The sequence below is a fragment of the Halomonas organivorans genome (assembly GCF_014192055.1).
Lineage (GTDB): Bacteria > Pseudomonadota > Gammaproteobacteria > Pseudomonadales > Halomonadaceae > Halomonas > Halomonas organivorans.
Genome location: NZ_JACHXM010000022.1, coordinates 1 through 22,588, shown reverse-complemented (window position 1 = coordinate 22,588; position 22,588 = coordinate 1). Strand labels below are relative to the sequence as shown.

At 67.6% G+C, this 22,588-nt stretch carries 21 protein-coding genes; 5 read left to right on the top strand and 16 right to left on the bottom strand.

Annotation, left to right across the window (positions count from 1 at the left end; all coding sequences use genetic code 11):
• Nucleotides 1-10 precede the first annotated feature (10 nt).
• The 9 genes from panC to dksA form a co-directional block, all read right to left on the bottom strand.
• Nucleotides 11-859: a pantoate--beta-alanine ligase gene (gene panC, locus FHR96_RS16710; protein ID WP_183388866.1), complete on the bottom strand. Its 849-nt coding sequence runs from the start codon at nt 857-859 to the stop codon at nt 11-13.
• Entirely contained in the window at nt 859-1,650 is a 792-nt protein-coding gene (gene panB, locus FHR96_RS16705) for a 3-methyl-2-oxobutanoate hydroxymethyltransferase (RefSeq protein WP_183388865.1), read from the bottom strand. Before panB ends, panC begins: the two co-directional genes overlap by 1 nt.
• Before the next feature lie 114 nt (nt 1,651-1,764).
• Entirely contained in the window at nt 1,765-2,262 is a 498-nt protein-coding gene (folK, locus tag FHR96_RS16700) for a 2-amino-4-hydroxy-6-hydroxymethyldihydropteridine diphosphokinase (RefSeq protein WP_183388864.1), read from the bottom strand.
• A complete protein-coding gene (gene pcnB, locus FHR96_RS16695) occupies nt 2,259-3,659 on the bottom strand; it encodes a polynucleotide adenylyltransferase PcnB (protein WP_183388863.1) in 1,401 nt (466 codons plus the stop codon). Before pcnB ends, folK begins: the two co-directional genes overlap by 4 nt.
• 830 nt (nt 3,660-4,489) lie before the next feature.
• On the bottom strand, nt 4,490-5,911 hold the full coding sequence (locus tag FHR96_RS16690) for a sigma-54-dependent transcriptional regulator (RefSeq protein WP_183388862.1): 1,422 nt from the start codon (nt 5,909-5,911) through the stop codon (nt 4,490-4,492).
• On the bottom strand, nt 5,889-8,843 hold the full coding sequence (locus tag FHR96_RS16685; RefSeq protein WP_183388861.1) for an ATP-binding protein: 2,955 nt from the start codon (nt 8,841-8,843) through the stop codon (nt 5,889-5,891). The genes FHR96_RS16690 and FHR96_RS16685 overlap by 23 nt, the downstream gene beginning before the upstream one ends.
• 12 nt (nt 8,844-8,855) lie before the next feature.
• Complete coding sequence (locus tag FHR96_RS16680) at nt 8,856-9,035, bottom strand: hypothetical protein (protein ID WP_183388860.1); 180 nt, start codon at nt 9,033-9,035, stop codon at nt 8,856-8,858.
• A 9-nt stretch (nt 9,036-9,044) separates the two neighbouring features.
• Nucleotides 9,045-9,941, bottom strand: coding sequence for a tRNA glutamyl-Q(34) synthetase GluQRS (gluQRS, locus tag FHR96_RS16675; RefSeq protein WP_183388859.1), 897 nt, complete (start codon nt 9,939-9,941; stop codon nt 9,045-9,047).
• A gap of 78 nt (nt 9,942-10,019) precedes the next feature.
• The gene (gene dksA / locus FHR96_RS16670; protein WP_183388858.1) at nt 10,020-10,457 is read right to left on the bottom strand and encodes an RNA polymerase-binding protein DksA; all 438 of its coding nucleotides are present in this window, start codon (nt 10,455-10,457) and stop codon (nt 10,020-10,022) included.
• A 219-nt stretch (nt 10,458-10,676) separates the two neighbouring features.
• Here dksA and FHR96_RS16665 point away from each other — a divergent pair, with 219 nt between their 5' ends.
• Both FHR96_RS16665 and sfsA read left to right on the top strand, forming a co-directional pair.
• Complete coding sequence (locus tag FHR96_RS16665; RefSeq protein WP_183388857.1) at nt 10,677-11,846, top strand: pyridoxal phosphate-dependent aminotransferase; 1,170 nt, start codon at nt 10,677-10,679, stop codon at nt 11,844-11,846.
• Complete coding sequence (sfsA, locus tag FHR96_RS16660) at nt 11,846-12,592, top strand: DNA/RNA nuclease SfsA (RefSeq protein ID WP_183388856.1); 747 nt, start codon at nt 11,846-11,848, stop codon at nt 12,590-12,592. The genes FHR96_RS16665 and sfsA overlap by 1 nt, the downstream gene beginning before the upstream one ends.
• Before the next feature lie 42 nt (nt 12,593-12,634).
• Here sfsA and FHR96_RS16655 read toward each other — a convergent pair whose 3' ends face one another.
• From FHR96_RS16655 to FHR96_RS16630, 6 genes are all read right to left on the bottom strand, one after another.
• Entirely contained in the window at nt 12,635-13,084 is a 450-nt protein-coding gene (locus FHR96_RS16655; RefSeq protein ID WP_183388855.1) for a DUF4426 domain-containing protein, read from the bottom strand.
• A 41-nt stretch (nt 13,085-13,125) separates the two neighbouring features.
• On the bottom strand, nt 13,126-13,725 hold the full coding sequence (gene metW / locus FHR96_RS16650; protein ID WP_183388910.1) for a methionine biosynthesis protein MetW: 600 nt from the start codon (nt 13,723-13,725) through the stop codon (nt 13,126-13,128).
• Nucleotides 13,725-14,882 carry a homoserine O-succinyltransferase MetX gene (gene metX / locus FHR96_RS16645; RefSeq protein WP_183388854.1) on the bottom strand — a complete coding sequence of 386 codons (1,158 nt, stop codon included), beginning with the start codon at nt 14,880-14,882 and terminating at the stop codon, nt 13,725-13,727. The genes metW and metX overlap by 1 nt, the downstream gene beginning before the upstream one ends.
• Before the next feature lie 174 nt (nt 14,883-15,056).
• Nucleotides 15,057-15,650, bottom strand: a complete 594-nt coding sequence (locus FHR96_RS16640; protein ID WP_183388853.1) for a YggT family protein — start codon at nt 15,648-15,650, stop codon at nt 15,057-15,059.
• Nucleotides 15,651-15,683: 33 nt separating this feature from the next.
• On the bottom strand, nt 15,684-16,508 hold the full coding sequence (gene proC / locus FHR96_RS16635) for a pyrroline-5-carboxylate reductase (RefSeq protein ID WP_183388852.1): 825 nt from the start codon (nt 16,506-16,508) through the stop codon (nt 15,684-15,686).
• A 63-nt stretch (nt 16,509-16,571) separates the two neighbouring features.
• Nucleotides 16,572-17,279, bottom strand: coding sequence for a YggS family pyridoxal phosphate-dependent enzyme (locus FHR96_RS16630; RefSeq protein WP_183388851.1), 708 nt, complete (start codon nt 17,277-17,279; stop codon nt 16,572-16,574).
• A 53-nt stretch (nt 17,280-17,332) separates the two neighbouring features.
• Here FHR96_RS16630 and FHR96_RS16625 point away from each other — a divergent pair, with 53 nt between their 5' ends.
• Together FHR96_RS16625 and FHR96_RS16620 are read left to right on the top strand one after the other, a co-directional pair.
• The gene (locus tag FHR96_RS16625) at nt 17,333-18,367 is read left to right on the top strand and encodes a type IV pilus twitching motility protein PilT (protein ID WP_183388850.1); all 1,035 of its coding nucleotides are present in this window, start codon (nt 17,333-17,335) and stop codon (nt 18,365-18,367) included.
• A gap of 26 nt (nt 18,368-18,393) precedes the next feature.
• Nucleotides 18,394-19,536, top strand: a complete 1,143-nt coding sequence (locus FHR96_RS16620; protein ID WP_183388849.1) for a PilT/PilU family type 4a pilus ATPase — start codon at nt 18,394-18,396, stop codon at nt 19,534-19,536.
• 69 nt (nt 19,537-19,605) lie between these two features.
• On the opposite strand, the gene FHR96_RS16615 is transcribed toward FHR96_RS16620, so the two are convergent.
• Nucleotides 19,606-20,736 (bottom strand): anhydro-N-acetylmuramic acid kinase, encoded by a 1,131-nt coding sequence (locus FHR96_RS16615; protein WP_183388848.1) that lies wholly within the window; start codon nt 20,734-20,736, stop codon nt 19,606-19,608.
• A 112-nt stretch (nt 20,737-20,848) separates the two neighbouring features.
• On the opposite strand from FHR96_RS16615, the gene tyrS reads away from it, so the two are divergent.
• Nucleotides 20,849-22,048: a tyrosine--tRNA ligase gene (gene tyrS / locus FHR96_RS16610; protein ID WP_183388847.1), complete on the top strand. Its 1,200-nt coding sequence runs from the start codon at nt 20,849-20,851 to the stop codon at nt 22,046-22,048.
• Nucleotides 22,049-22,588 lie beyond the last annotated feature (540 nt).

The window sequence follows — 22,588 nt, the reverse complement described above, 5'->3', positions numbered from 1 at the left end:
GGCCGGGCCTTTAGCGAGGGAGGGTCAGCGACAGGTTGTCGATCAGCCGGGTCGGGCCCAGGCGCGCCGCGACGAGCAGCACGGCGTCGCGTGTGGTCTCGCCGACCGGGCCCAGGTCGGCGGCACGCAGTTCCAGGTAGTCGGGGGCGAAGCCCGCCTCGCGCAGGCGTGCAAGGCCGTGCGCCAGGCTGTCTTCGACCGGCTCGCCGGCCTCCAGGGCCTTGCGCAGCCCGCACAGGGTGCGATGGAGCTCGGGTGCCAGGGCACGCTGTGCCGGATCCAGATAGCCATTGCGCGAGGACAGCGCTAGACCGTCTTCGGCGCGCTCGATGGGCACGCCGACGATCTCGATCGGCAGGTGCAGGTCGGCCACCAGGCGGCGGATCACTGCCAGCTGCTGGTAGTCCTTCTCGCCGAAGCAGGCGAGATCGGGCTGCACCAGGTTGAAGAGCATGGTGACGACGGTCGCTACTCCGTCGAAATGACCGGGGCGATCGCCGCCGCACAGGCCTTCCGAGACCTCGGGCACGCTGATCCGGGTCTGGACGGCGAGGCCGCGCGGATAGATGGTGGCCACGTCGGGGGCGAACAGCAGGTCGCAGTCGGCCGCCTCGAGCTTGGCGCGATCTTCCGCCAGGGTGCGCGGATAGGCGTCGAGATCCTCGTTCGGCCCGAACTGCATCGGGTTGACGAAGATGGTCGCTATCACCACGTCGGCGCGGCGGCGCGCGGCGGCGACCAGCGCCAGGTGACCGGCATGCAGATTGCCCATGGTCGGCACCAGGCCGATGGTGCGACCGGCCCGACGATGCGTCGCCAGGGCCTCGCGCAGTGCAGCGATGTCGTGCAGGGTGCGCATCAGAAACAGTGCTCCTCGGCGGGGAAGCGCCGCGCCTTGACGTCCTCGTGATAGCGGCGGAACGCCGCCTGGATGTCATCGGCTTCTGCCATGAAGTTTTTCACGAAGCGCGGGGTGCGCCCGGCGGTGATGCCGAGCACGTCGTGCATCACCAGGATCTGGCCGTCGGTGTCGGGGCCTGCGCCGATGCCGATCACCGGCACGTCCAGGGCCTCGGCCACGGCGCGACCCAGGCTCGCCGGCACGCACTCGAGCAGGATCACCGAGGCACCGGCCTCGACCAGCGTGCGGGCGTCCTCGAGGATGCGGCTGGCCTGATCGGCGTCGCGGCCCTGTACCTTGTAGCCGCCCAACTGGTAGACGGTCTGGGGCGTCAGCCCCAGGTGGGCGCACACCGGCACGCCACGGCGCGTCAGTTCGCGAACGCCGTCGGCCATCCAGGCTTCGCCCTCCACCTTGACCATTTCCGCCCCGGCACGCATCAGCGCCCCAGCATCTTCCAGCAGGCGCTCGGTGCTGGCATTGCTCATGAACGGCAGGTCGGCCATCAGCAGGCTCGCGCCCTTGCCGCGGGCCACGCAGCGGGTGTGATAGCAGACATCTTCCAGGGTGACGGGCAGCGTGCTGGCGTGACCCTGCAGGACCATGCCCAGGGAGTCGCCTACCAGCAGCACCTCGATACCGGCCTGGCTGGCGGTATGGGCGAAGGTGGCATCGTAGGCGGTCAGGCAGCTGAAGGCCTCACCGGCGCGCTTGGTGGCCTGCAGCGTGCTCAGGGTGACGGTTTTCATGGCGTGCTCTCGTGTCGTTATCGGGGCGGCATCGGCGGGCCGGGCCCTCGTGTAACCCGCAATTGTTACCCGATCCGGGCAAAGGTGTCGATAGGTAACACTGTGGCGTCGGTCTCAGGGCCAGGGTAACACCCGGCGCAGGCCGGTCTGGTCCAGCGCTATCGCCAGGGTAGCGACGTGTCGGCCGTCCGGCAGCTCGAGCTCGGGATCAAGCTCGGCCAGCGGTACCAGCACGAAGGCGCGTCGGACCATTTCCGGATGGGGCAGCGTCAGGCGTGGCGTTGCCAGTCGGCGTTGATCGAACAGCAGCAGGTCGAGGTCGAGGGTGCGTGGCCCCCAGCGTCGGCCACGCACTCGACCGTGGCGCTGTTCCAGAGCCTGCAGCTGGTCGAGCAGTGCCAGCGGCGACAGTCGGGTCGAGAGCTCGGCCACGGCGTTGACGAAGTCGGGCTGATCGGCAGGCCCCACCGGGCGGCTGGCATAGCGCGACGAGGCTTGACGACGTCGCGTCAGCGGCAGGGCGTCGAGCTCGGCCAGGGCGCGCTCGACGTGGCCGTGGGGATCGTCGAGGTTGCTGCCGAGCCCGATCCAGGCTCGATGCGGGCGGCTCATGAGTCGTCGTTGGACGGCTTGCGACGGCGACGGCGTCGGCGGCGCTTGTTGCGTGGGGCCGGGGTGCCGGCCGGATCGGCGTCGACCTTGCCCAGCAGGCGGCGCTGTTCGTGCTCGTCGGCATCCTGAAAGGCGGTCCACCAGTCGCCGAGGCCGGGAGACAGCTCGCCGGCGGCCTCGCGGACCAGCAGGAAATCGTAGGCGGCACGGAAGCGCGGATGTTCGCGGGTCTGGAAGACTCTCTTGCCACGGCGCAGCGGCAGGCGCTGCTGCAGGTCCCAGATATCGCGCATCGGCAGGCTGAAACGCTTGGGAATGGCCACATGCTGCAGCTGGCGCGAGATGACCTGTTGGGAGGCGGCCTGCAGCGCCGGGATGGGAGGCATGCCTTCGGCCTCCAGGGTCTGCTGGCGCTGCTGCACCGGGCCCCACAGCAGGGCGGCGAACAGGAAGGCCGGCGTTACCGGGCGCTCTTCGTGGATGCGTCGATCGGTGCTGGCCAGGGCGCGCTCGATGACCGCCTCCGCCCACGGCAATTCCTCCATGGCTTCATCGGCCTCGGGGAACAGCATGGCAAACAGGCCGTAGTCGCGTAGCAGACGGAAGGTCTCGACCCCATGGCCACCCATGAACAGTTTGAGCACTTCGTCGAACAGTCGCGCCGGGGGCACCTGGAGCAGCAGTTCGGCGAGCTCGGCGATCGGTGCCTCGGTGGCCGGCTCGATGTCGAAGTCGAGCTTGGCGGCGAAGCGCACCGCGCGCAGCATGCGCACCGGGTCCTCGCGATAGCGGGTCGCCGGGTCGCCGATCAACCTCAGGGTGCGCGACTCGATGTCCCGCACGCCGTCGGCGAAGTCGTGGATCGAGAAGTCGGCAATGCTGTAGTAGAGGGCATTGATCGTGAAGTCGCGTCGGATGGCGTCTTCCTCGATGTTGCCCCAGACGTTGTCGCGCAGCAGCATGCCGTCGTCGGACTGCTGGGCGATGTGGTCGGCATGGTCGTCGCCGGGCTTGCCGCGGAAGGTGGTGACCTCGATCACTTCGCGGCCGAAGCGCACGTGGACGATACGGAAGCGGCGGCCGACGATGCGTGAGTTGCGGAACAGCTCACGGACCCGCTCAGGGGTGGCGTCGGTGGCCACGTCGAAGTCCTTGGGCATGCGACCGAGCAGGGAATCGCGGATGCACCCTCCTACCAGGAAGGCTTCGTGGCCGGCGTTGTGCAGCCGGTACAGCACCTTGAGAGCGGCATCGCTGAAGTGCTGGCGCGAGACCGGATGCTCCTGGCGGGGGATGACGCGCAGCTCGGGGCCGGCGGCCGACGCGTCCTGAGGACCGAACAGTGACCGGAGATGCTCGCCCGGACTCTGCAGAAAGCGGGTAAAACCTTTGATCATGCGGCGTTGTCGACTCGCGAGGATTCGAAAAGCGTTGAGTGTAGCGAACACCCGACACCTTGCAAAGCATTGGGCCTTCTGGCAATCGGCCCTAAAGTAGAAAGGGGAGGCCACTGGCCTCCCCTGTCAAGCAGGATGCAGCATCCCTGCTGCTGATTCTTCTTCGTGATGGCGCATCGCCTTGAATACGCACCACAGTCACCAAGGAATTCAGGCAAGCAATGTTGTTGTCTTTGTAAACGTTCCTGAAGGCGACCGCCTCGTATTCAAAACAATAATCCAACCACGACGGCAGATGATTGCCTCCCCCCGACGTGTTGTCGTTGTTGACGGGGGTGCACCTCTGACGGCCCTTGTTGTTGTTGGCGGCCGGTATGGTGCGTCGCGTCCTGATTCCGGACTTCGAGCGTCTTGTTGTTGTTGCCTCGAAGGACTCGCGCCTGCTTGCCGCTGTTGTTCTTGTTGTCGGCATGGCGCTCAGTGTCTGTGGCCCGGGGTCTTGTTGTTGTTATCGGGTCGGGCCTGTCACCGCTCGCGAGCCTTTTTGTTGTTGTTGGCCGCGGGTGGCATCCGGCGTTGTTTTTCTTGCCCTGTATATAGCAGAGGGCGTGCCATTTCTAGAAAAATACATATAAAACAATGGTTTGTTTTTATGATGCATTGTGGCGTCTGTCGGAGCTGGGTGGAGTGTTACCCAATATGCCCCTCCATGGGGCAGTGGTTGTGTGGGAAGGTAACAAATGGTGCGAGAACGCCATCGAACGTGCCAAAAACGGCGCCCGCGGCCGAGGCCGCGGGCGCTAGTGCTTTGGTCGTAGGTGAGGCGGCGCCTAGCCGGCATTGCGCCTCGGGCCCTTCTTGCGTGGGATCCCCAGGCGCTGGCGTCGCTCCCAAAGACACTTGCGGCTGATCCCGAGCTTCTGGGCCAACTCGGTCTCGCTCATCTGGTCCTGGTGTTCGAGCACGAAGTGCTGGAAATAATCTTCCAGCGACAGATCCTCTTCCTCTTCGTCCGCTGCCGTCTCGGCGGTCTGTCCGTGGGGCGCTTCATCGCTCCCCGGGGCTATCGGTTCGATCGCTGGCGGCGGCGGCGGGCTGGGCCGGGGCGTCGTTGGCCCGAGCCCCAGGTCGTCGGGGTGGATGAGATGGCCCTCGGCGAGGATGACGCCGCGCTCCAGGGCGTTCTCCAGTTCACGCACGTTGCCGGGCCAGGGAAAATCGCGGATTACCCGGCGCGCGGCACGCGACAGGCGGAGGCCGTCGCGCTCGTGCCGGCGGCAGGCCTTATCCAGCAGAACGTCGGCGATCTCCAGGATGTCGTCCTCGCGGTCGCGCAGCGGCGGCAGGTCGATCTGCATGACGTTGAGACGGTAGTAGAGATCGAGGCGGAACTCGCCGGTTCTCGACAGGACGCGTAGATCGCGGTGGGTGGCGGCAATCAACCGTACGTCCACGTGGCGAGTTTCCACCGAGCCGATCTTGCGAATCTCGCCCTCCTGGAGGACCCGCAGCAGGCGGGCCTGGGCGTCGAGGGGCAGCTCGCCGATCTCGTCGAGGAACAGGGTGCCGCCGTCGGCGGCTTCCACCAGGCCAGTGCGCGCGGCGCTGGCGCCGGTGAAAGCCCCTTTCTCGTGACCGAACAGCTCCGATTCGATCAGCGTCTCGGGGATGGCCGCGCAGTTCACGCATACCAGCGGGGCCGCGGCACGCTGGCTCTGCTGGTGAAGCGCGCGGGCCACCAGCTCCTTGCCGGTGCCGGATTCGCCCTGGATAAGCACGGTAACGTCGGCCGGTGCGGTCTTGCGGATGCGGGTATAGACCGCCTGCATGGCCGGGCAGTTGCCGATCATGGTCTGGCGTTCGCCGCCGGGGTCGGTGACGTCCGGGGGCTCGCCCTGCTGCAGCGCGCGTTGGTGAAGCACCCGGGCCACGGTCTCGAGCAGCTCGTCGTGGTCGAAGGGCTTGGCCACGTAGTCCACGGCGCCGAGCTTCAATGCTTCCACCGCCGAGCGCATGCTGGCGTAGCTGGTCATGATCAGCACCGGTACCGGGGCAGCGCGGGCGATCAGGTCGGTGCCCGGCTCGCCCGGCAGTCGCAGGTCGCTGATCACCAGGTCGAAGCCCTGGGGATCGAGGGACAGCGCCTCGTCCACCGAGCCGGCCTCGCTGACCCTGTGGTCATGGCGTTCCAGCAGGCGCCTCAGGGCGCTGCGGATGATGGCTTCGTCTTCAACGATCAGGATCCGGCTCATCGGTACTCTCAGCATCCTCTCGGTTGAGGGGCAGCCACAGCTTGATGCGGGTGCCGTTGGCCCGCCCGGCGGGAGGGGACTCGATGTCGATCTGGCCACCGTGCTCGGCGATGATGCTGTAGACCAGCGGCAGGCCGAGTCCCGTGCCCTCACCGGCCGGCTTGGTGGTGGTGAAGGGCTCGAAGAGGTGGTCGCGCACGCGCTCATCGATGCCGTGCCCCTCGTCGGTAACGGTGACCAGCAGCGACTCGCCCTGGGGTTCGGCGTCGACGATCACGCGTCCCCCCGGCTCGCTGGCGTCCCGGGCGTTGCCGAGCAGGTTGATCATCACCTGCTGAAGGCGCTGGGCGTCACCGTCCACTCGGGGGGCGGGCGGGCAGTGGTTCACGTATTGAATATCCTCCCCCGAGCGGGCGAGGTGGATCAAGTGCAGCGCCTCATCGGTGACCTCGGCCATCGACACTGCCTCGAAGGCCGCCCCGGTGACGTGGCGGCCGCCATGGGCGAAGCCGACCAGCGAGCCGACGATGCGCGACACCCGATCGGTGAGCTGCTGGATCTGATCGGCGGTCTCCAGCAGGGCCGGATCGTCGGTGTCGTAGCGCAGATTCTGGGCCAGAGACGAGATGCCGGTGATGGGGTTGCCGATCTCGTGGGCGACGCCGGCCGCCAACTGGCCGATCGAGGCCAGTCGGGCGGCATGCACCAGCTCGTCTTCCAGCCACTTCATCTCGCTGTGGTCCTCGACCAGGATGACGTTGCCGCCGGGGTCGCCATGGTCGCCATGCAATGCGGCCTTGTGCAGGCTGAGGAAGCGCTGGCCGCGGGCCAGGGCCACCGGCTGCTTGTAGAGCTGGCTATGGGGTTCAGCGAGGATGCGGCCCAGCAGTTCGTTCCACGGGGGCGGCAGGGTGTCGCGGTGGGCGCCGATCACCGATTCCCCGGGGATGCCGGAGAGCTCGGCCAGAGCGTCGTTCCACATCAGCAGCTCGCCGTCCTCGCCGAAGGCGCACAGCCCTACCGGCAGCCGGGTCAGGGTACGGCGGTGATAGCGGCGCAGGCCGTCGAGCTCTCGAGCCAGGCCGGTGAGCCGCGAGCGGTAGGCTTCCAGACGGCTCTCGACGAAGTGGATGTCCTCTGTGGCGCCAGGGCCGTCCTGCCGATAGGGCAGGAAACGGTCGACGATGTCCTGGGCTACCGAAGGGCCCATCAGGCCCGAGAGGTTGGCCTGGATGCGGTCGCGCAGACGACGCAGGGCGTAGGGGCGGCCGTCCAGCGGCGACATCTTCAGCGCCGCCAGGGCTCGTTCCACCTCGCGCTCGGCGACGTCCTCGCCCAGCGCGCGCGCCAGGTGCTGCTTGATCTCCATGCCGTTGCCGGCCACCAGCGGCAATCGCATCGGGCGCACCACGGCGTCCACCGAGCAGGCCTCGGCGGCGGCGCGCTCGCCGGCCGAGGTGCGAGTCGCCAGCGAAACCAGAATGAAGCTGAGCACGTTGGCCGCCAGCGAGACCAGCGTGATCAGGTACCAGTCGGGTTCGTCGGCCAGCACTTCGAGACCGGGCGGGAGCAGTACCACTCCGGAGGGCGCCCCGAGCAGCGGCGGCCACAGGCCGGCCAGCCAGATCGACACGCCGACCACGAGCCCGGTGACCATGCCCTTGCGGTTGGCACCCGGCCAGTAGAGCAGGGCGAGCATGCCCGGCAGACACTGGGCCATGCCGACGAAGGAGGCCATCGCCAGGGTCGAGAGGTCGTGATGCACGCCCACGGTGCGGTAGAACAGCCAGCCGCCGACGATCACCGCGGCGATCAGGCCGCGTCGCAGCCAGCGCAGCCAGCGGTAGAGATCGGGCTGGGCGATCGGCGGATGGGCCACCAGCACCAGGTGGTTGAGGATCATCCCCGACAGCGCCAGGGAGATGATGATCATGGTGCCGCTGGCCGCGGCCAGGCCGGCGATGAAGGCCAGCGCGCCGACCCACCAGGAGGATGACAGGCCGAAGGCCAGGTAGGCGGTGCCGGTGGCGGAGGCGTCGATCCCGAGGCGTTGGGCGCCCCACAGGATCAGCGGCACCGGCAGGGCCATCAGCAGCAGGAACAGCGGCAGCACCCAGCCGGCACGCAGCAGGGTACGTCGGTTCAGAGGCTCGGCGAAGGTGATGTGGAACATGTGCGGCATCAGGAAGGCCGCGGCGAAGAACAGCATCAGCAGGGTGCGCCACTGGGCCGGGGCCAGCGGATGCGTTTCGGCCTGCTCGAGGTGGCCGGGGCCGTCGAGCCAGGCCTGGAGATCGCCGGGGCCGTCGAAGATGCCATAGAGGGCGAAGGCGCCGAGCGCCAGCATGGCCCCGAGCTTGACCACCGACTCGAAGGCGATCGCCGCCAGCAAGCTGTCGTGGCGGGCATTGAGATGGGTATGGCGGGCGCCGAAGAGGATCGCGAACAGCGCGATCAGGCCGCTGAATCCCAGTGCCAGCCACTCCTGCGACCCGCCGCCGGACAGCAACTGGATGGCATTGCCCATGGTCTGCACCTGCAGCGCCAGCAGTGGCAGCACCGCCAGCAGGCTGACCAGGGTGATCAGGGTGCCGACCCAGCGCGAGCGGAAGCGGAAGGCGAACAGGTCGGCCAGCGACGCCAGCTGATAGGTGCGCGCCATGCGCTGGATCGGTACCAGCAGCACTGGCGCCAGCAGGAAGGCCCCGGCCGCGCCGAGGTAGTAGGCCAGGTAGCCGTAGCCGCTGCGTCCGGCCTGTTCGAGACTGCCGTGAATCGCCCAGGCGCTGGCGTAGACCCCCAGCGCCAAGGTGTAGATCGCCGGATGGCGGGTCAGGCGTGACGGCAGCCAGCCGCGCTCCACTGCGAGGGCGCACAGGAACAGCACCAGCATGTAGCCGATGCCCAGGACCATGAGGCCGGTCAGGCTCATCGCGAGGACCCCCTAACGTCGTTCATCGAGCTTGCGCTTGCGTTCCAGCCACAGGGTCAGGGCGATCAGCACGCCCCAGATCAGGAAGGGCCGATACCAGGCGGCCCCTGGGCTGCCCCAGCCGCTCATCAGCAGCGGCGAGAGCAGATAGCCGCCGAACACCAGGAACAGCACGATGCGATAGACGTACACGGTGCCTCCTCAGTCGACGGTGTCGTGCGTCAAACGGCGTTCGGGGTCGGCGCGCAGCCGGCCCGGGTCCCAGTGGGCGATGGCCCAGGCAAGCTGCTCTGCCACCGGCGCCATGGCGAGCTCGGCGGGGGGCGCCTGGTCGAGCAGGGCCAGGGCGCGATGCAATAGCGCTCGGGCCTCGGTTTCGGTGTCCGGCAGCGCCGGAGCCAGATTCTGCTTGGACAGCTTCTGGCCGTCGTCGCCGAGGATCAGCGGCAGGTGCAGGTAGCGGGGCTCGGGCAGTGCCAGGGCGTGCTGCAGCTGGCGCTGCCAGGGCGTGTTGTCGAGCAGGTCGGCGCCGCGCACCACCTCGTTGATGCCCTGGTCGGCGTCGTCCACCACCACGGCGAGCTGGTAGGCCCACAGGCCATCCTTGCGCTGCAGCACCACGTCGCCGAGCTCGGCGGGGTCGAAGGCCTGGGGGCCGAATAACCGATCCTCCCAACGCACCGGGCGCAGGCCGAGGTCGCTGCGCAGCCGCCAGGCCGCCGGCTTGTGCGGCTCGCACACGCCGTCGCGACACCAGCCGGGGTAGACGGGATGAGCGCGCCACTGCTTGCGCGAGCAGCTGCAAGGGTAGGCCAGGCCTTGGATCTCGAGGCGGGCCAGGGCGGCGGCATAGGCGTCGTGGTGTTTGCTCTGCCAGACGACCGGGCCGTCCCACTGCAGGCCGAAGGCCTCAAGCTGGCGCAGGATGGTGTCGACGGCGCCAGATGGACAGCGCGGTGGATCGACGTCCTCGATGCGCAGTCCCCAGTGGCCGGCCGCATGGCGGGCGTCCAGGAAGCTGGCCAGGGCGGCGATCAGCGAACCGAAATGCAAAGGGCCCGAGGGGGTCGGGGCGAAGCGGCCACGGTAGGGACGCATGGACGGCTCCGGGGCGAGGGACGAACAGGCGGATGGGCACCCCAGGGTGCCCATCACGGGAGCGGTGCGAACCGGGGCTTAGCCGCCCAGCTGCTTCTCCTTGAGCTCGGCAAGGGTCTTGCAGTCGACGCACAGGGTAGCGGTGGGACGCGCCTCCAGGCGACGGATGCCGATCTCCACGCCGCAGGCCTCGCAGAAGCCGTAGTCGTCCTCGTCGATCTTCTCGATGGTCTCGTTGATCTTCTTGAGCAGCTTGCGTTCGCGGTCGCGGGTGCGCAGCTCGAGGCTGAAGCCCTCCTCCTGGGTGGCGCGATCCGCCGGGTCGGCGTAGTTGTTCGCCTCCTCCTGAAGATGTCGCACCGTGCGATCCACTTCCTCCATCAGCTCCTGTTTCCAGCCCAGCAGGATCTGGCGGAAGTGCTCGAGCTGCTTGTCGTTCATGTACTCTTCACCCGGTGCCGGCTCGTACGGGGTGAATTTCTTGGGCGCTTCCATCTTCTTTTCTGCTACTGGCATGGGACTGCCTCGTTACTTGTGTGACTGCTGATCAATACCCGATGAACTGCTCAAGGTATCTCACGCCAAAGGGATGCTTGTTTAGCGAAAAAACGCCGCCTTTGCAACACCCCGGCGGCAGCGGACTGCGTCGTCGCGCCAAAAGTCGTAACATGCGGCCTTTGACTATGGCAGGCCGAAAAGATGCCCGCCATGTGTTGCCGTGCAGAGGAGACATCCATGTCCTGGAGCTCGCGACTCGATGCCGTCGCCCCTTTCCGCGTGATGCGCCTGCTGGAGGCTGCCCAGGCCCGGGAGGCCGCCGGCCACGACGTCATCCACCTGGAGGTGGGCGAGCCCGACTTCCCCACGCCCGAACCGGTGCTGGTCGCCGGCCAGAGTGCGCTGGCAGAGGGGCGCACCCGTTACACCCCAGCGGCGGGCCTGCCGGCATTGCGCGAGGCGATTGCCGATCACTATGCGCGGCACTTCGGCGCCGACGTCGATCCGGCGCGGATCATCGTCACGCCGGGGGCTTCCGGCGCGCTGCTGCTGGCCAGCCAGCTGCTGGTCGAGGGCGGCGACCGAGTGCTGATGGCCGACCCTACCTATCCCTGCAATCGCCACTTCATGGCGCTGGCGGGTGCCGAGGTCGATGCGGTGCCGGTGGGGCCGGAGAGCGGCTGGCAGCTCGACGCCGAGGGCGTCGCCCAGCACTGGCGCGACGACACCCGGCTGGCGATGCTGGCAACGCCTTCCAATCCCACCGGGCACATGCTCGATGCCGCCGGGCTCACCGCCGTGGCGAGGACGGTGTCCTCCCGCGGCGGCCATCTGCTGGTCGACGAGATCTACCAGGGGCTGTGCTATGACCTGGCGCCGCTGTCCGCGGCGGCAGTGGCCCCGGAGGCCTTCGTGGTCAACAGCTTCTCCAAGTACTTCGGCATGACCGGCTGGCGTCTGGGCTGGCTGGTGGCGCCCGAGGCGGCTATCGAGCCGCTGACCCGGCTGGCCCAGAACGTTTTCCTTTCGGCCCCCACTCCGGCCCAGCACGCCGCCCTGGCGGCCTTCGAGCCCGAGTGCCGCGATATCCTGGAAGGTCGACGCGCGGAACTGGCTCGGCGCCGTGATGCCCTGCTCGCGGGGCTCGAGACACTGGGGCTGGTGCCCGACCTGCCGCCCCAGGGGGCCTTCTACCTGTGGCTGGACATCTCTCGTTACAGCCGCGACAGCGAGGCCTTCTGCCAGGCGCTGCTCGAGGAAGAGAACGTCGCCATCACCCCTGGCACCGACTTCGCCCTGGCGGGCGGCGAGCATCACGTGCGCATCGCCTTCACCACCGGCATCGAGCGGCTGGAGGAGGCCGTGGCGCGGCTGGGGCGGTTCCTGTCTCGCCGCGAGGGCGCCTGATGGACTATCCCGAGCCGCTGGTGTCCGGCGTGCTGCTGCGCCGCTACAAGCGCTTCCTGGCCGACGTGCGCCTCGACGATGGTCGTGAGGTGGTCGCCCACTGTCCCAACACCGGTTCGATGCGGGCGGTCAACGTGCCGGGATGCCGGGTGTGGCTGGCGCCCAGCGACGACCCGCGGCGCAAGCTGGCCTGGACCTGGGAATTGATCGAGCTGCCCCAGCCGGACGGCACCACGGCGCTGGCCTCGGTGCACACCGGTCGTGCCAATCGTATCGTCGAAGAGGCGCTGGCGGCCGGGAGGATCCAGGAACTGGCTGGGGCCGGTAGGCTGAAGCGAGAGGCCCGCGTGGAGGGCGCGCGATTGGACTTTCGGCTGGATGGCGATGCCGGCGCGACCACCTACGTGGAGGTCAAGCAGGTCACCTTGCGCGAGGTGGACGGCCACGGCTATTTCCCGGACGCGGTCAGCGAGCGAGGGCGCAAGCACCTCGAGACCCTGGCAGGGCTCGCCGCCGAGGGCCACCGCGCCGTGCTGCTGTTCTGCGTGGCCCACGAGGGCATCGCGGCGGTCGCTCCGGCCGCCCACCTGGATCCCACCTACGCCGCCACCCTGCGTCGGGTGATCGGGGAGGGCGTGGAGGTGCTGGCGCGGGCATGTCGCTTCGAGCGTGCCGAGGGGCGGCCGATGGGCGTCGCCCTCGGCGGGGCGCTCCCGGTCGTCCCCGGACGCGACCTGGCGAGATGATGCCGCGGGCCAGCCACGGGCATCAGGCCGGCGGAGATGGCGTCAGCGATCGATATAGAAGCGCTGGATGAAGCCGATTTCGGTCGGCGGCCGGTCGGGATCCGGCGTCACCACCAGGGTGAACTGCATCGGCTCGCCCTCGCGGATGCGGAAGGTGGCGATGTGCGAGATCCCGCCGCCGTCGCGCACGGTGCGGAAGTCCAGGGGGCGGCCCTCTCCGCCCAGGATGCCGACCCTGCCGTCGACTCGGGCGTTGACCGCCCGCGACGTGCCGTCCTGGCGCGACTCCAGCACGCTGACATTGAGCAGGCCGAGCCCCGGGCTACGCTGGATGCCGGCGGCTCGGGCCATCTCGGGTGCCAGGAAGGTGGTGTTCAGGGCGTTGTAGTGGATCTGGACGTCGCCGACCTGCTCGTACTGCTGGGCCTCGGCCGCCGGGGCGGCCAGCAATACGCCGGCCAGCAGGGCACCGAATAGTCGTCGAATCCTCATGCCGTACCCTCCCTTCGAAGCCGGGAAGCGGCGTTGCCCGGTCAGCGTTGGCGCCGCGTCACCCGGAAGATGGCGATCTCGCCGAACAGGTTCGGCCAGCGCCGCGATGCCCAGTTGCCCGAGCGTCCGCCGATGCCTACCGCGCGGTCGATGATGATCAGACCCTTGTCCCGGCACAGCCGTTCAAAGTCGTTGAAGGTCGACAGGTGGATGTTGGGCGTGTCGTACCAGGCATGTGGCAACGACTTGGAAACCGGCATGTAGCCGCGCAGGCCCAGGTAGGCGCGATGGCGCCAGTAGGCGAAGTTGGGGAAGGTGATGATGCACTCGCCGGCCACCCGCAGCATCTCGTCGAGCATGCGGTCCGGGCGGCGCAGCGCCTGAAGGGCCTGGGTCATCACCACCAGGTCGCAGGCATCGTCCTCGAAGTTGGAAAGCCCCTCGTCGAGGTTCTGCTCGATGACGTTGACGCCGCGCGCCAGGCAGGCGGTGATGCCGTCGGGGTCGATCTCCAGGCCGTAGCCGGTCACGCCCTTGTCCTGTGCCAGGGCGGCCAGCAGGGTGCCGTCGCCGCAGCCCAGGTCGAGCATTCGGGCGCCTGCGGGTACCCAGTCGTAGATCCGTTGCAGGTCGGCGCGCATCATGAGCGGTCCTCCAGTCCCTGGTCGCGGGCCACGCGGCCCATGAAAGCGGAGAAGATCGCCTGGTAGCGGGGCTCGGGCAGCAGGAAGGCATCGTGGCCGTGGGGCGAGTCGATGTTGGCGAAGCTGACCGCCTTGCCGGCGCGCACCAGAGCGTTGGCCAGTTCCTTGGAACGCGACGGCGGGAAGCGCCAGTCGCTGGAGAAACTGACCACCAGGAAGGGGCAGTCGGCCGGGGCCACTGCCGCCGCCAGGTCGCCGCCGTGGGCCGCCGCCGGATCGAAGTAGTCCAGCGCCTTGGTCATCAGCAGGTAGCTGTTGGCGTCGAAGGAGGTGGAGAAGGTATCGCCCTGGTAGCGCAGGTAGGATTCCACCTGGAACTCCACGTCGTAGCCGAAGTTGAAGTCCTCGCTGCGCAGGTCGCGGCCGAACTTGCTGCCCATGGCGTCTTCCGACAGGTAGGTGATGTGACCCACCATGCGCGCGAGCTTGAGTCCGCGGCGGGGCAGCGCGCCGTGCTCGGCGTAGTGGCCGTCATGGAACTCGGGGTCGGAGCGGATGGCCTGGCGGGCCACCTCGTTGAAGGCGATGTTCTGTGCCGACAGCTTGGGGGTGGCGGCGATCACCGCGGCGTGGGCGATGCGTTCCGGATAGCTCAGCGCCCACTGCAGCACCTGCATGCCGCCCAGGCTGCCACCGACCACGGCGGCGAAGCGCTCGATGCCCAGCCGATCCGCCAGGCGGGCCTGGCTGTGGACCCAGTCGATCACCGTCATCATCGGAAAGTCGGGGCCCCAGGCCGTACCCGTCTCGGGATTCTCGCTGATGGGCCCGGTGCTGCCGTGACAGCCGCCGAGGTTGTTCACCGACACCACGAAGAAGCGCTCTGTGTCGATCGACTTGCCGGGCCCGATATGGGCGTCCCACCAGCCGGGCTTGCGCTCGTCCATCGAGTGGAAGCCGGCGGCGTGGTGGTGGCCGGACAGGGCATGGCAGATCAGCACGGCGTTGGTGCCCTCGGCGTTGAGGGTGCCGTAGGTCTCGTAGACGAGGTCATAGGCCGGCAGCGTCCTGCCGCAGGCCAGGTCCAGGGGGTCGTCGAAGTGCGCCGTCTCGGGCGTCACCAGGCCGACCGAATCACGGGGCAGCTCGGTCATCTAAAGTATCGTGTCCAGTCGTTTTCGTTGGTGTTTGGAGCGTGCCGGGAGACGCGATGCGAACATCGTCGGGGATGAGCCGACGCGAGGGGGCCATGGATGGGGTCATGGCGCCCACGCGACGGCTGGTCGCCGGACATCACCGCGAATCCCGCATCAGGGTGATGCGTCTTCTTAGAGCCCGACCAGGGCGCCGACGACGCCGGCGGCGCGGATCAGTGAGCCCACCACGATACCATCGAGCAGGCTGATGGCGATGAACACCACGATCGGCGAGAGGTCGAGCATGCCCAGCGGCGGAATCACCCGGCGCACCGGAGCCATGATCGGTTCCACCAGCTGCATGACCAGAATGGCGCCCGGATGGCTGGCGCGCGGCGCCACCCAACTGAGGATGATCATCACGATCAGCGCGAAGAAGTAGATCTTCAGGATGGCGTTGGCCAGCGATGCCACGGCGCCGATCGCCAGGTTGTCGATCGGCGCCATGCCGTAGCCGGCGATCTGCAGGATCGCGATGATGGCCACCAGCTTGAGCACGAATCCGGCGGCCAGCGTGGCCAGGTCGAAGCGCCCCATCACCGGCCCCAGGAAGCTCTGGAAGGGGCGCACCACCGGCTGGGTGATCTTCACCACCGACTGGCTCAAGGGATTGTAATAGTCGGCCCGGGATGCCTGCAGCAGGAAGCGCAGCATCAACAGGAACAGGTAGATGTTGACGAGGGTGTTGACCAGCAGCAGGCCGGCGTTTCCCAATTGACTGCCCATCGGGGCTCCTCCGTGTCTTGTGAACCAGCCCGGTTAGCGCTTGCCGAGTTCGGCGGCCATCTCGCGGGCGCGTTCGGCGCAGGCGTCCATGGCCTCGGCCATGATGCGGCGCAGGCCGGCGTCTTCCAGATGGGAGATGGCGCGCTCGGTGGTGCCGCCGGGCGACATCACGTTGCGCTTGAGTTCGCCCGGCGTCTTGTCGCTGTCCATGGCCATCCGCGCTGCGCCGAAAGCGGTCTGCATGGCCAGGCGGCGCGCGGTGTCGGCGGGCAGGCCGAGCTTGGCGCCGGCCTCTTCCATGGCTTCGAACATCAGGAAGAAGTAGGCCGGCGCGCTGCCGGACACCGCCGTCACGGCCTCCAGCAGGGCCTCCTCATCGACCCACTCGACCAGCCCCACGGCTTCGAGAAGCTCCGTGGCCAGATGGCGCTGTGCGTCGTCGACGCGTGCATTGGCATACAGGCCAGCGGCGCCGGCGCCAACCAGCGAGGGGGTGTTGGGCATGCAGCGCACCACGGCGAGCTCGCCGCCCAGCCAGGCTTCCAGCGTCTCGGCGGACAGGCCGGCGGCCACCGAGATGATCAGTGGCTTGCGCGCCTGGACGGCCTCTCGCATGGCGCGGCAGACGTCCTGCATGATCTGCGGCTTGACCGCCAGCACTACCACGTCGGCCTGGGCCACGGCGGCGGCGTTGTCGGTGGACGTATGGATGCCGTACTTTTCCCGGGCCGGTGCGAGCATCTCGTCGCTGGGCGAGGTGGCGGTGATGGCATCGCGCGGATAGCCGCTGTCGATCATTCCGCCGATGATGGCGCCGGCCATGTTGCCGGCGCCGATGAAGGTGACTTGGCTTGCCATGCGTTCAGTCCTGTCTGTGTCGACGTGGAGGCGCCGTCGACATGCCGTCGGCGCCGTGGTTGCTCAGGCGGAGCGGTCGCGTGCCCCGAAGATGGCGGTGCCGAGCCGCACCTGGGTGGCGCCTTCTTGAATGGCGGCCTCCAGGTCGCCGCTCATGCCCATCGACAGCGTGTCCAGCCCTGCCTCGGGGAAGCGTTGGCGCAGTGTCGCCAGGGCCTCGCGCAGTCGCGCAAAGGGCGTGCGCTGTGCGATCGGGTCGTCAGCCGGGGCCGGAATCGCCATCAACCCGCGTAGCCTCAGGCGAGGCATCGCCATCACCGCCTCGGCCAGCGACGGCAGTTCGGCGAGGGAGACCCCGGACTTCGAGGTCTCATCGCTGATGTTGACCTGCAGGCAGACGTTCAGCGGTGGCAGATCGTCGGGGCGTTGTTCGCTGAGACGCCGGGCGATCTTCTCCCGGTCCAGGCTGTGTACCCAGGCGAAGTGGCCGGCCACGTCGCGGGTCTTGTTGGATTGCAGCGGCCCGATGAAGTGCCAGACGATGTCGTCCAGATCGGCGAGTTCGACCTGCTTGTCCAGTGCCTCCTGCAGGTAGTTCTCCCCGAAGTCGCGCTGGCCCAGCCGGTGCGCCTCGCGGATCATGGCCGCGGGTTTGGTCTTGCTGACCGCCAGCAGCCGCGCCGCGTCGGGCGCACGGCCGGCATCGGCCAGCGCCGCCTCGAGTCGGCGTCGAGCGGCGGCGAGCGAATCGGAAAGTACCAGATCCGTCATGTCGTGAGGTCTGTCATACTGAGAACACCTTATCCCGGGAGCAGGGGAACCGCATGGATATTACCGAACTGCTGGCATTCTCGGCAAAGCAGAACGCCTCGGACCTCCATCTCTCGGCGGGACTGCCTCCGATGATCCGGGTCGACGGTGATATCCGCCGGCTCAATGTGCCGGCCATGGAGGATCGCGAGGTTCGCAGGCTGATCTACGATATCCTCGCCGACCGCCAGCGTCGTGACTTCGAAGAGTTCCTGGAGACCGACTTCTCCTTCGAGGTGCCCGGCGTCTCGCGCTTCCGCGTCAACGTCTTCCACCAGGCCCGTGGCGCTGGCGCGGTGTTTCGCACCATCCCCTCCCAGGTGTGGACCCTGGATGACCTGGAGCTGGGCGAGGTGTTCCGTCGCCTGGCCATGCTGCCGCGCGGCCTGGTGCTGGTGACCGGGCCGACCGGCTCAGGCAAGAGCACGACGCTAGCGGCGATGATCGACTACATCAATGACAACCGTTTCGAGCACATCCTTACCATCGAGGATCCGGTCGAGTTCGTGCATCGCAGCAAGCGTTGCCTGATCAATCAGCGTGAGGTGCATCGCGACACCCACGGCTTCGCTCCGGCCCTGCGCAGCGCGCTGCGCGAGGATCCCGACGTCATCCTGGTCGGCGAGATGCGCGACCTGGAGACCATCCGGCTGGCGCTGACCGCGGCGGAGACCGGCCACCTGGTGTTCGGCACCCTGCACACCACTTCGGCGGCCAAGACGATCGACCGTATCATCGATGTTTTTCCCGGCGACGAGAAGGCCATGGTGCGCTCGATGCTGTCCGAGTCGCTGCAGGCGGTGATCTCCCAGGCGTTGCTCAAGCGCCAGGGCGGCGGGCGGGTGGCGGCCCACGAGGTGCTGATTGCCACCTCGGCGGTGCGCAACCTGATCCGCGAGGACAAGGTGGCGCAGATCTACTCGGCGATCCAGACCGGTGGCAACCTGGGCATGCAGACTCTGGATGCGGCCCTGTCACGGCTGGTGGCCGACAATGTGGTGGCCCGCGAAGAGGCACAGGCCAAGGCGAAGGCCCTGCTCCCCGGCTGATGATGCCCCGCAGTAGGAGACGCTGGATGACCGCAAGAGAATGGCTGTATCAGTTGCTCGACATCATGATCGACAAGGATGCCTCTGATCTACTGATCTCGGTGGCCGCGCCGCCGACGCTGAAGATGGCCGGCACGCTGGTCCCCATGGGCGAGGAAGGGCTGTCCATGGCCCAGGTCGACGAGCTGGTGGTGGCGGCGATGCCGGACAGTCACCGGCAGCGCTTTGCGGACGAGCAGGAGGCCAATTTTGCCCTCAGCCTGTCGGGGCGTGGCCGCTTCCGCGTCAGCGCCTTCCGCCAGCGCAGTCAGGCGGCCATGGTCATTCGGCGAATCGCCTTCGAGATCCCGCACCTGGAAGAGCTGTCGCTGCCGGAGGTGCTTGGCGAGCTGGTCAACATCAAGCGCGGCCTGGTGTTCGTGGTCGGTGGCACCGGCACTGGCAAGTCGACGACCCTGGCGTCGATGATCCAGCGGCGCAACGAAACCGTCGGCGGCCATATCATCAGCGTCGAGGACCCCATCGAGTACGTGCACCCGCATCGCCGGGCGATCATCAACCAGCGCGAGGTGGGCATCGACACCGAGTCGTTCGAGGTGGCGCTGAAGAACACCTTGCGCCAGGCGCCGGATGTGATCCTGATCGGCGAGATTCGCACCCGCGAGACCATGGAACATGCCCTGACCTTCGCCGAGACCGGCCACCTGTGCCTGGCGACGCTGCATGCCAACAACGCCAACCAGGCGCTGGACAGGATCATTCACTTCTTCCCCCACGAGCGCCACGACCAGGTGTGGCTCGACCTGTCGCTCAACCTGCGGGCCATCGTCGCCCAGCAGCTGCTGCCCACGGTGGACGGCGGCCGCTGTCCGGCCATCGAGGTTCTGCTGAAGTCGCCGCTGATGGGGGACTTGATCCGCAAGGGCGAGGTTTCCGAGGTCAAGACCCTCATGGCTCGTTCCCGCGACCTGGGGATGCAGACCTTCGATCAGGCGCTCTACGATCTATACCAGCAGGGGAAAATCAGCGAAGAGGTAGCGCTGGTGCATGCCGATTCGGCCAACGACCTGCGCATGATGATCAAGTACGGCGATGGAGGCGGCCAGGAGCTGGCCGAGGCCAAGGAAGCGGCCAGTCATCTGTCCCTGCGCGGCGAGGATGACTATTGAGGAGGGCGGCGAAGGGAGGCCGAAGAAGGGAGCGGCGTGCCGCTCCCTTCTTCATGTGAGAGATCGGGTTCAGGGGGCGAACAGTCCGCCCAGCACCCGCGGGCCGGCCGCGCCAGTGACCGAGGGCAGGTTGCCGGGCAGCCCCTCGAGGCGGCGCCAGGCCAGCCAGGCGAAGGCCGCCGCCTCGAGCCAGTCCGGCGGCCAGCCTAAGCTCGTGGCGTCCTCCAGCGGCGTGTCGGGCAGGCGGCGGGCCAGCCGAGCCAGCAGGTCCGGGTTGTGGGCGCCGCCGCCGCAGGGGATCAGGCATTCGGCGCTCGGCGCCGCATAGCGTTCCCGGGCCATGTCGATGCCAAGGGCCACGCTGGCGGCGGTGAGCTCAGCCAGGGTCGCCTGCACGTCCTCGGGGCGTTCGTCCCCGCGCAGGTGTGCTTCGAGCCATTCCAGGTGGAAGACCTCGCGCCCGGTGCTGCGTGGCGGCGGGCGATGGAAGAAGGGCTCGGCGAGCAGCCGCTCGAGCAGGGCCTCGTCCACGCGTCCTGAGGCCCCCCAGGCACCGCCCGCGTCGAAGTTGCCGCCGCGATGTCGGGTGTGCCAGGCATCCAGCAGCGCGTTGGCCGGGCCGGTGTCGAAGCCCAGCGGGTCGCGGCCATCCTCTACCGGCGGGAGCAGCGTCAGGTTGGCGAAGCCGCCGAGATTGAGCACCAGGCGCCACTGGCCGGGGGCGCGAAACAGCGCCTGGTGAAAGGCCGGCGCCAGGGGCGCGGCCTGGCCGCCGGCGGCCAGGTCGCGGCGACGGAAGTCGGCGACTACCGTGCAGCCGGTGAGCTCGGCCAGTCGGCTGGGATCGTCGAGCTGCAGGGTATAGGCGGGGCCGCCGTCGTGGCCCCAGGGCGCGTGCTCGATGGTCTGGCCATGGCTGCCGACGGCAGCGATATCGGCGGCCGCCAGGCCCGTCTCGGCCAGTAGCCCGGCCACGGCCTCGGCCTGCAGGGCGCAGAAGGCGTCTTCCGCCGCGGCCAGCTCGGCGAAGCTCGCCTGCTCGGCGTGGCACAGCCGCCACAGGCCATCGCGCAGCGTCGGCGGCATCGGCGCGCCGCGGGTCGCGACCAGGCGCGGCGGGCTCGAGGCCGATATGTCGACCAGGGCGGCGTCGATACCGTCGAGGCTAGTGCCGGACATCAGGCCGATGAAGTAAGGCATAAGGGCTCCCGGTGGGGCTCAACCGTTGGTGGCTGGCATGGTAACATCCTCGACCATTCCCAACGTCCATCGTTGGCCCGGACGGGCCGCCCTGCCGAGTGGAGAGGAGAGCATGACCGATGTCGCCGACGCGCTAGCGTTGCTCAAGCGTGGTACCCACGAGATCCTGCTGGAAGACGAGCTGGAGAAGAAGCTGGCCTCCGGCCGTCCGCTGCGCATCAAGGCGGGCTTCGACCCTACCGCCCCGGACCTGCACCTGGGGCATAGCGTGCTGCTGACCAAGATGCGTCAGTTCCAGGACCTCGGTCACACGGTCATCTTCCTGATCGGCGACTTCACCGGCCGCATCGGCGATCCCACCGGCAAGAACGTCACGCGCAAGCCGCTCACCGAGGAGGAGGTCAAGGTCAACGCCGAGACCTACAAGGCCCAGGTGTTCAAGATCCTCGACCCTGAAAAGACCGAGGTGCGCTTCAATGCCGAGTGGTTCTCCGCCATGAGCGCCGCCGACATGATCGAGCTGGCCGGGCAGAGCACCGTGGCGCGCATGCTCGAGCGCGACGACTTCGAGAAGCGCTACCAGGCCGGTCAGTCGATCTCCATCCATGAGTTTCTCTACCCGCTGGTGCAGGGCTATGACTCGGTGGCCCTGGAGGCCGATGTCGAGCTGGGTGGTACCGATCAGAAGTTCAACCTGCTGATGGGACGCGAGGTGCAGAAGCATTTCGGCCAGTCTTCCCAGGTGGTCATCACCATGCCGCTGCTGGAAGGCCTGGACGGCGTGCAGAAGATGTCCAAGTCGCTGGGCAACTATGTCGGCGTGGACGAGGCACCGGGTGCCATGTTCAGCAAGCTGGTGTCGATGCCCGACAGCCTGATGTGGCGCTACTTCGAGCTGCTTTCCTTGAAGAGCAACGAAGAGATAGAAGCGCTCAAGCGCGACGTCGAGGCCGGGGCCAATCCTCGGGACGTGAAGATGGAGCTGGCGCGCGAACTGATCGCTCGCTATCACGGCGAGGAAGCCGCCGCCAATGCCCACCGCAGTGCCGGCAACCAGTTGGCCGACGGAGAGCTTCCGGAGGACATGCCCGAGGTGGCGGTCGACTTCGAGGGTAGCGAGCAGGCGCCCATCGCGGCGGTGCTCAATCGTGCCGGTTTGACCAAGAACAGTGCCCAGGCCAAGGACATGCTCAAGAATGGTCGGGTCAAGGTCGATGGCGAAGTCGTGGAGCCGAGCGCCATGCTGGATACCGGCAAGAGCTTCGTGATCCAGGCCGGCAAGAAACGCTACGCCAAGGTCTCCATCGCCTGACCGACTGCTGGGTCAGGCCAGAACGAACGCCCGCCTCGTGCGGGCGTTCGCGTCTCCGGCTGGGGCGTACGATTATCCACAGCCGGTTCGTTGTCGGGGTGGTTGTGGATAGCCAGGGCGGGGCCGTGTCACCGGCTTCTCATGCTTTCGACACGATTCGGTAAAAAAGTCCTTGCGCGGTGCCGGGAGAATCCGTAAAGTACGCATCCGCTGCCGGCGACGGGCAACGTTGCAGGCGGTGATGAGTGGCAAAAGTGCTTGTTTTGCCGAGGGTTTTTCGAAAGACATCGAAAACGCCCGGTTGACAAGCTCAGCGGATTCGGTAGAATGCGCCCCACTCGATCGGAAGTTGGCTCGAACAGCTTGAGCCGATGCCTCGGTCGCCCGGTTCGCTTCGAACGCAGCGAGCCGCAGGGTTGACACGAAGCGCCGATCACGTAGAATACGCCTTCCTTGCGAGGCGCCGGGGCAGCCGCCACGGCAACGCAAGACGCTCTCTCCAAGCGGAAGAGCTGCTCTTTAACAATCGATCAGGTAATT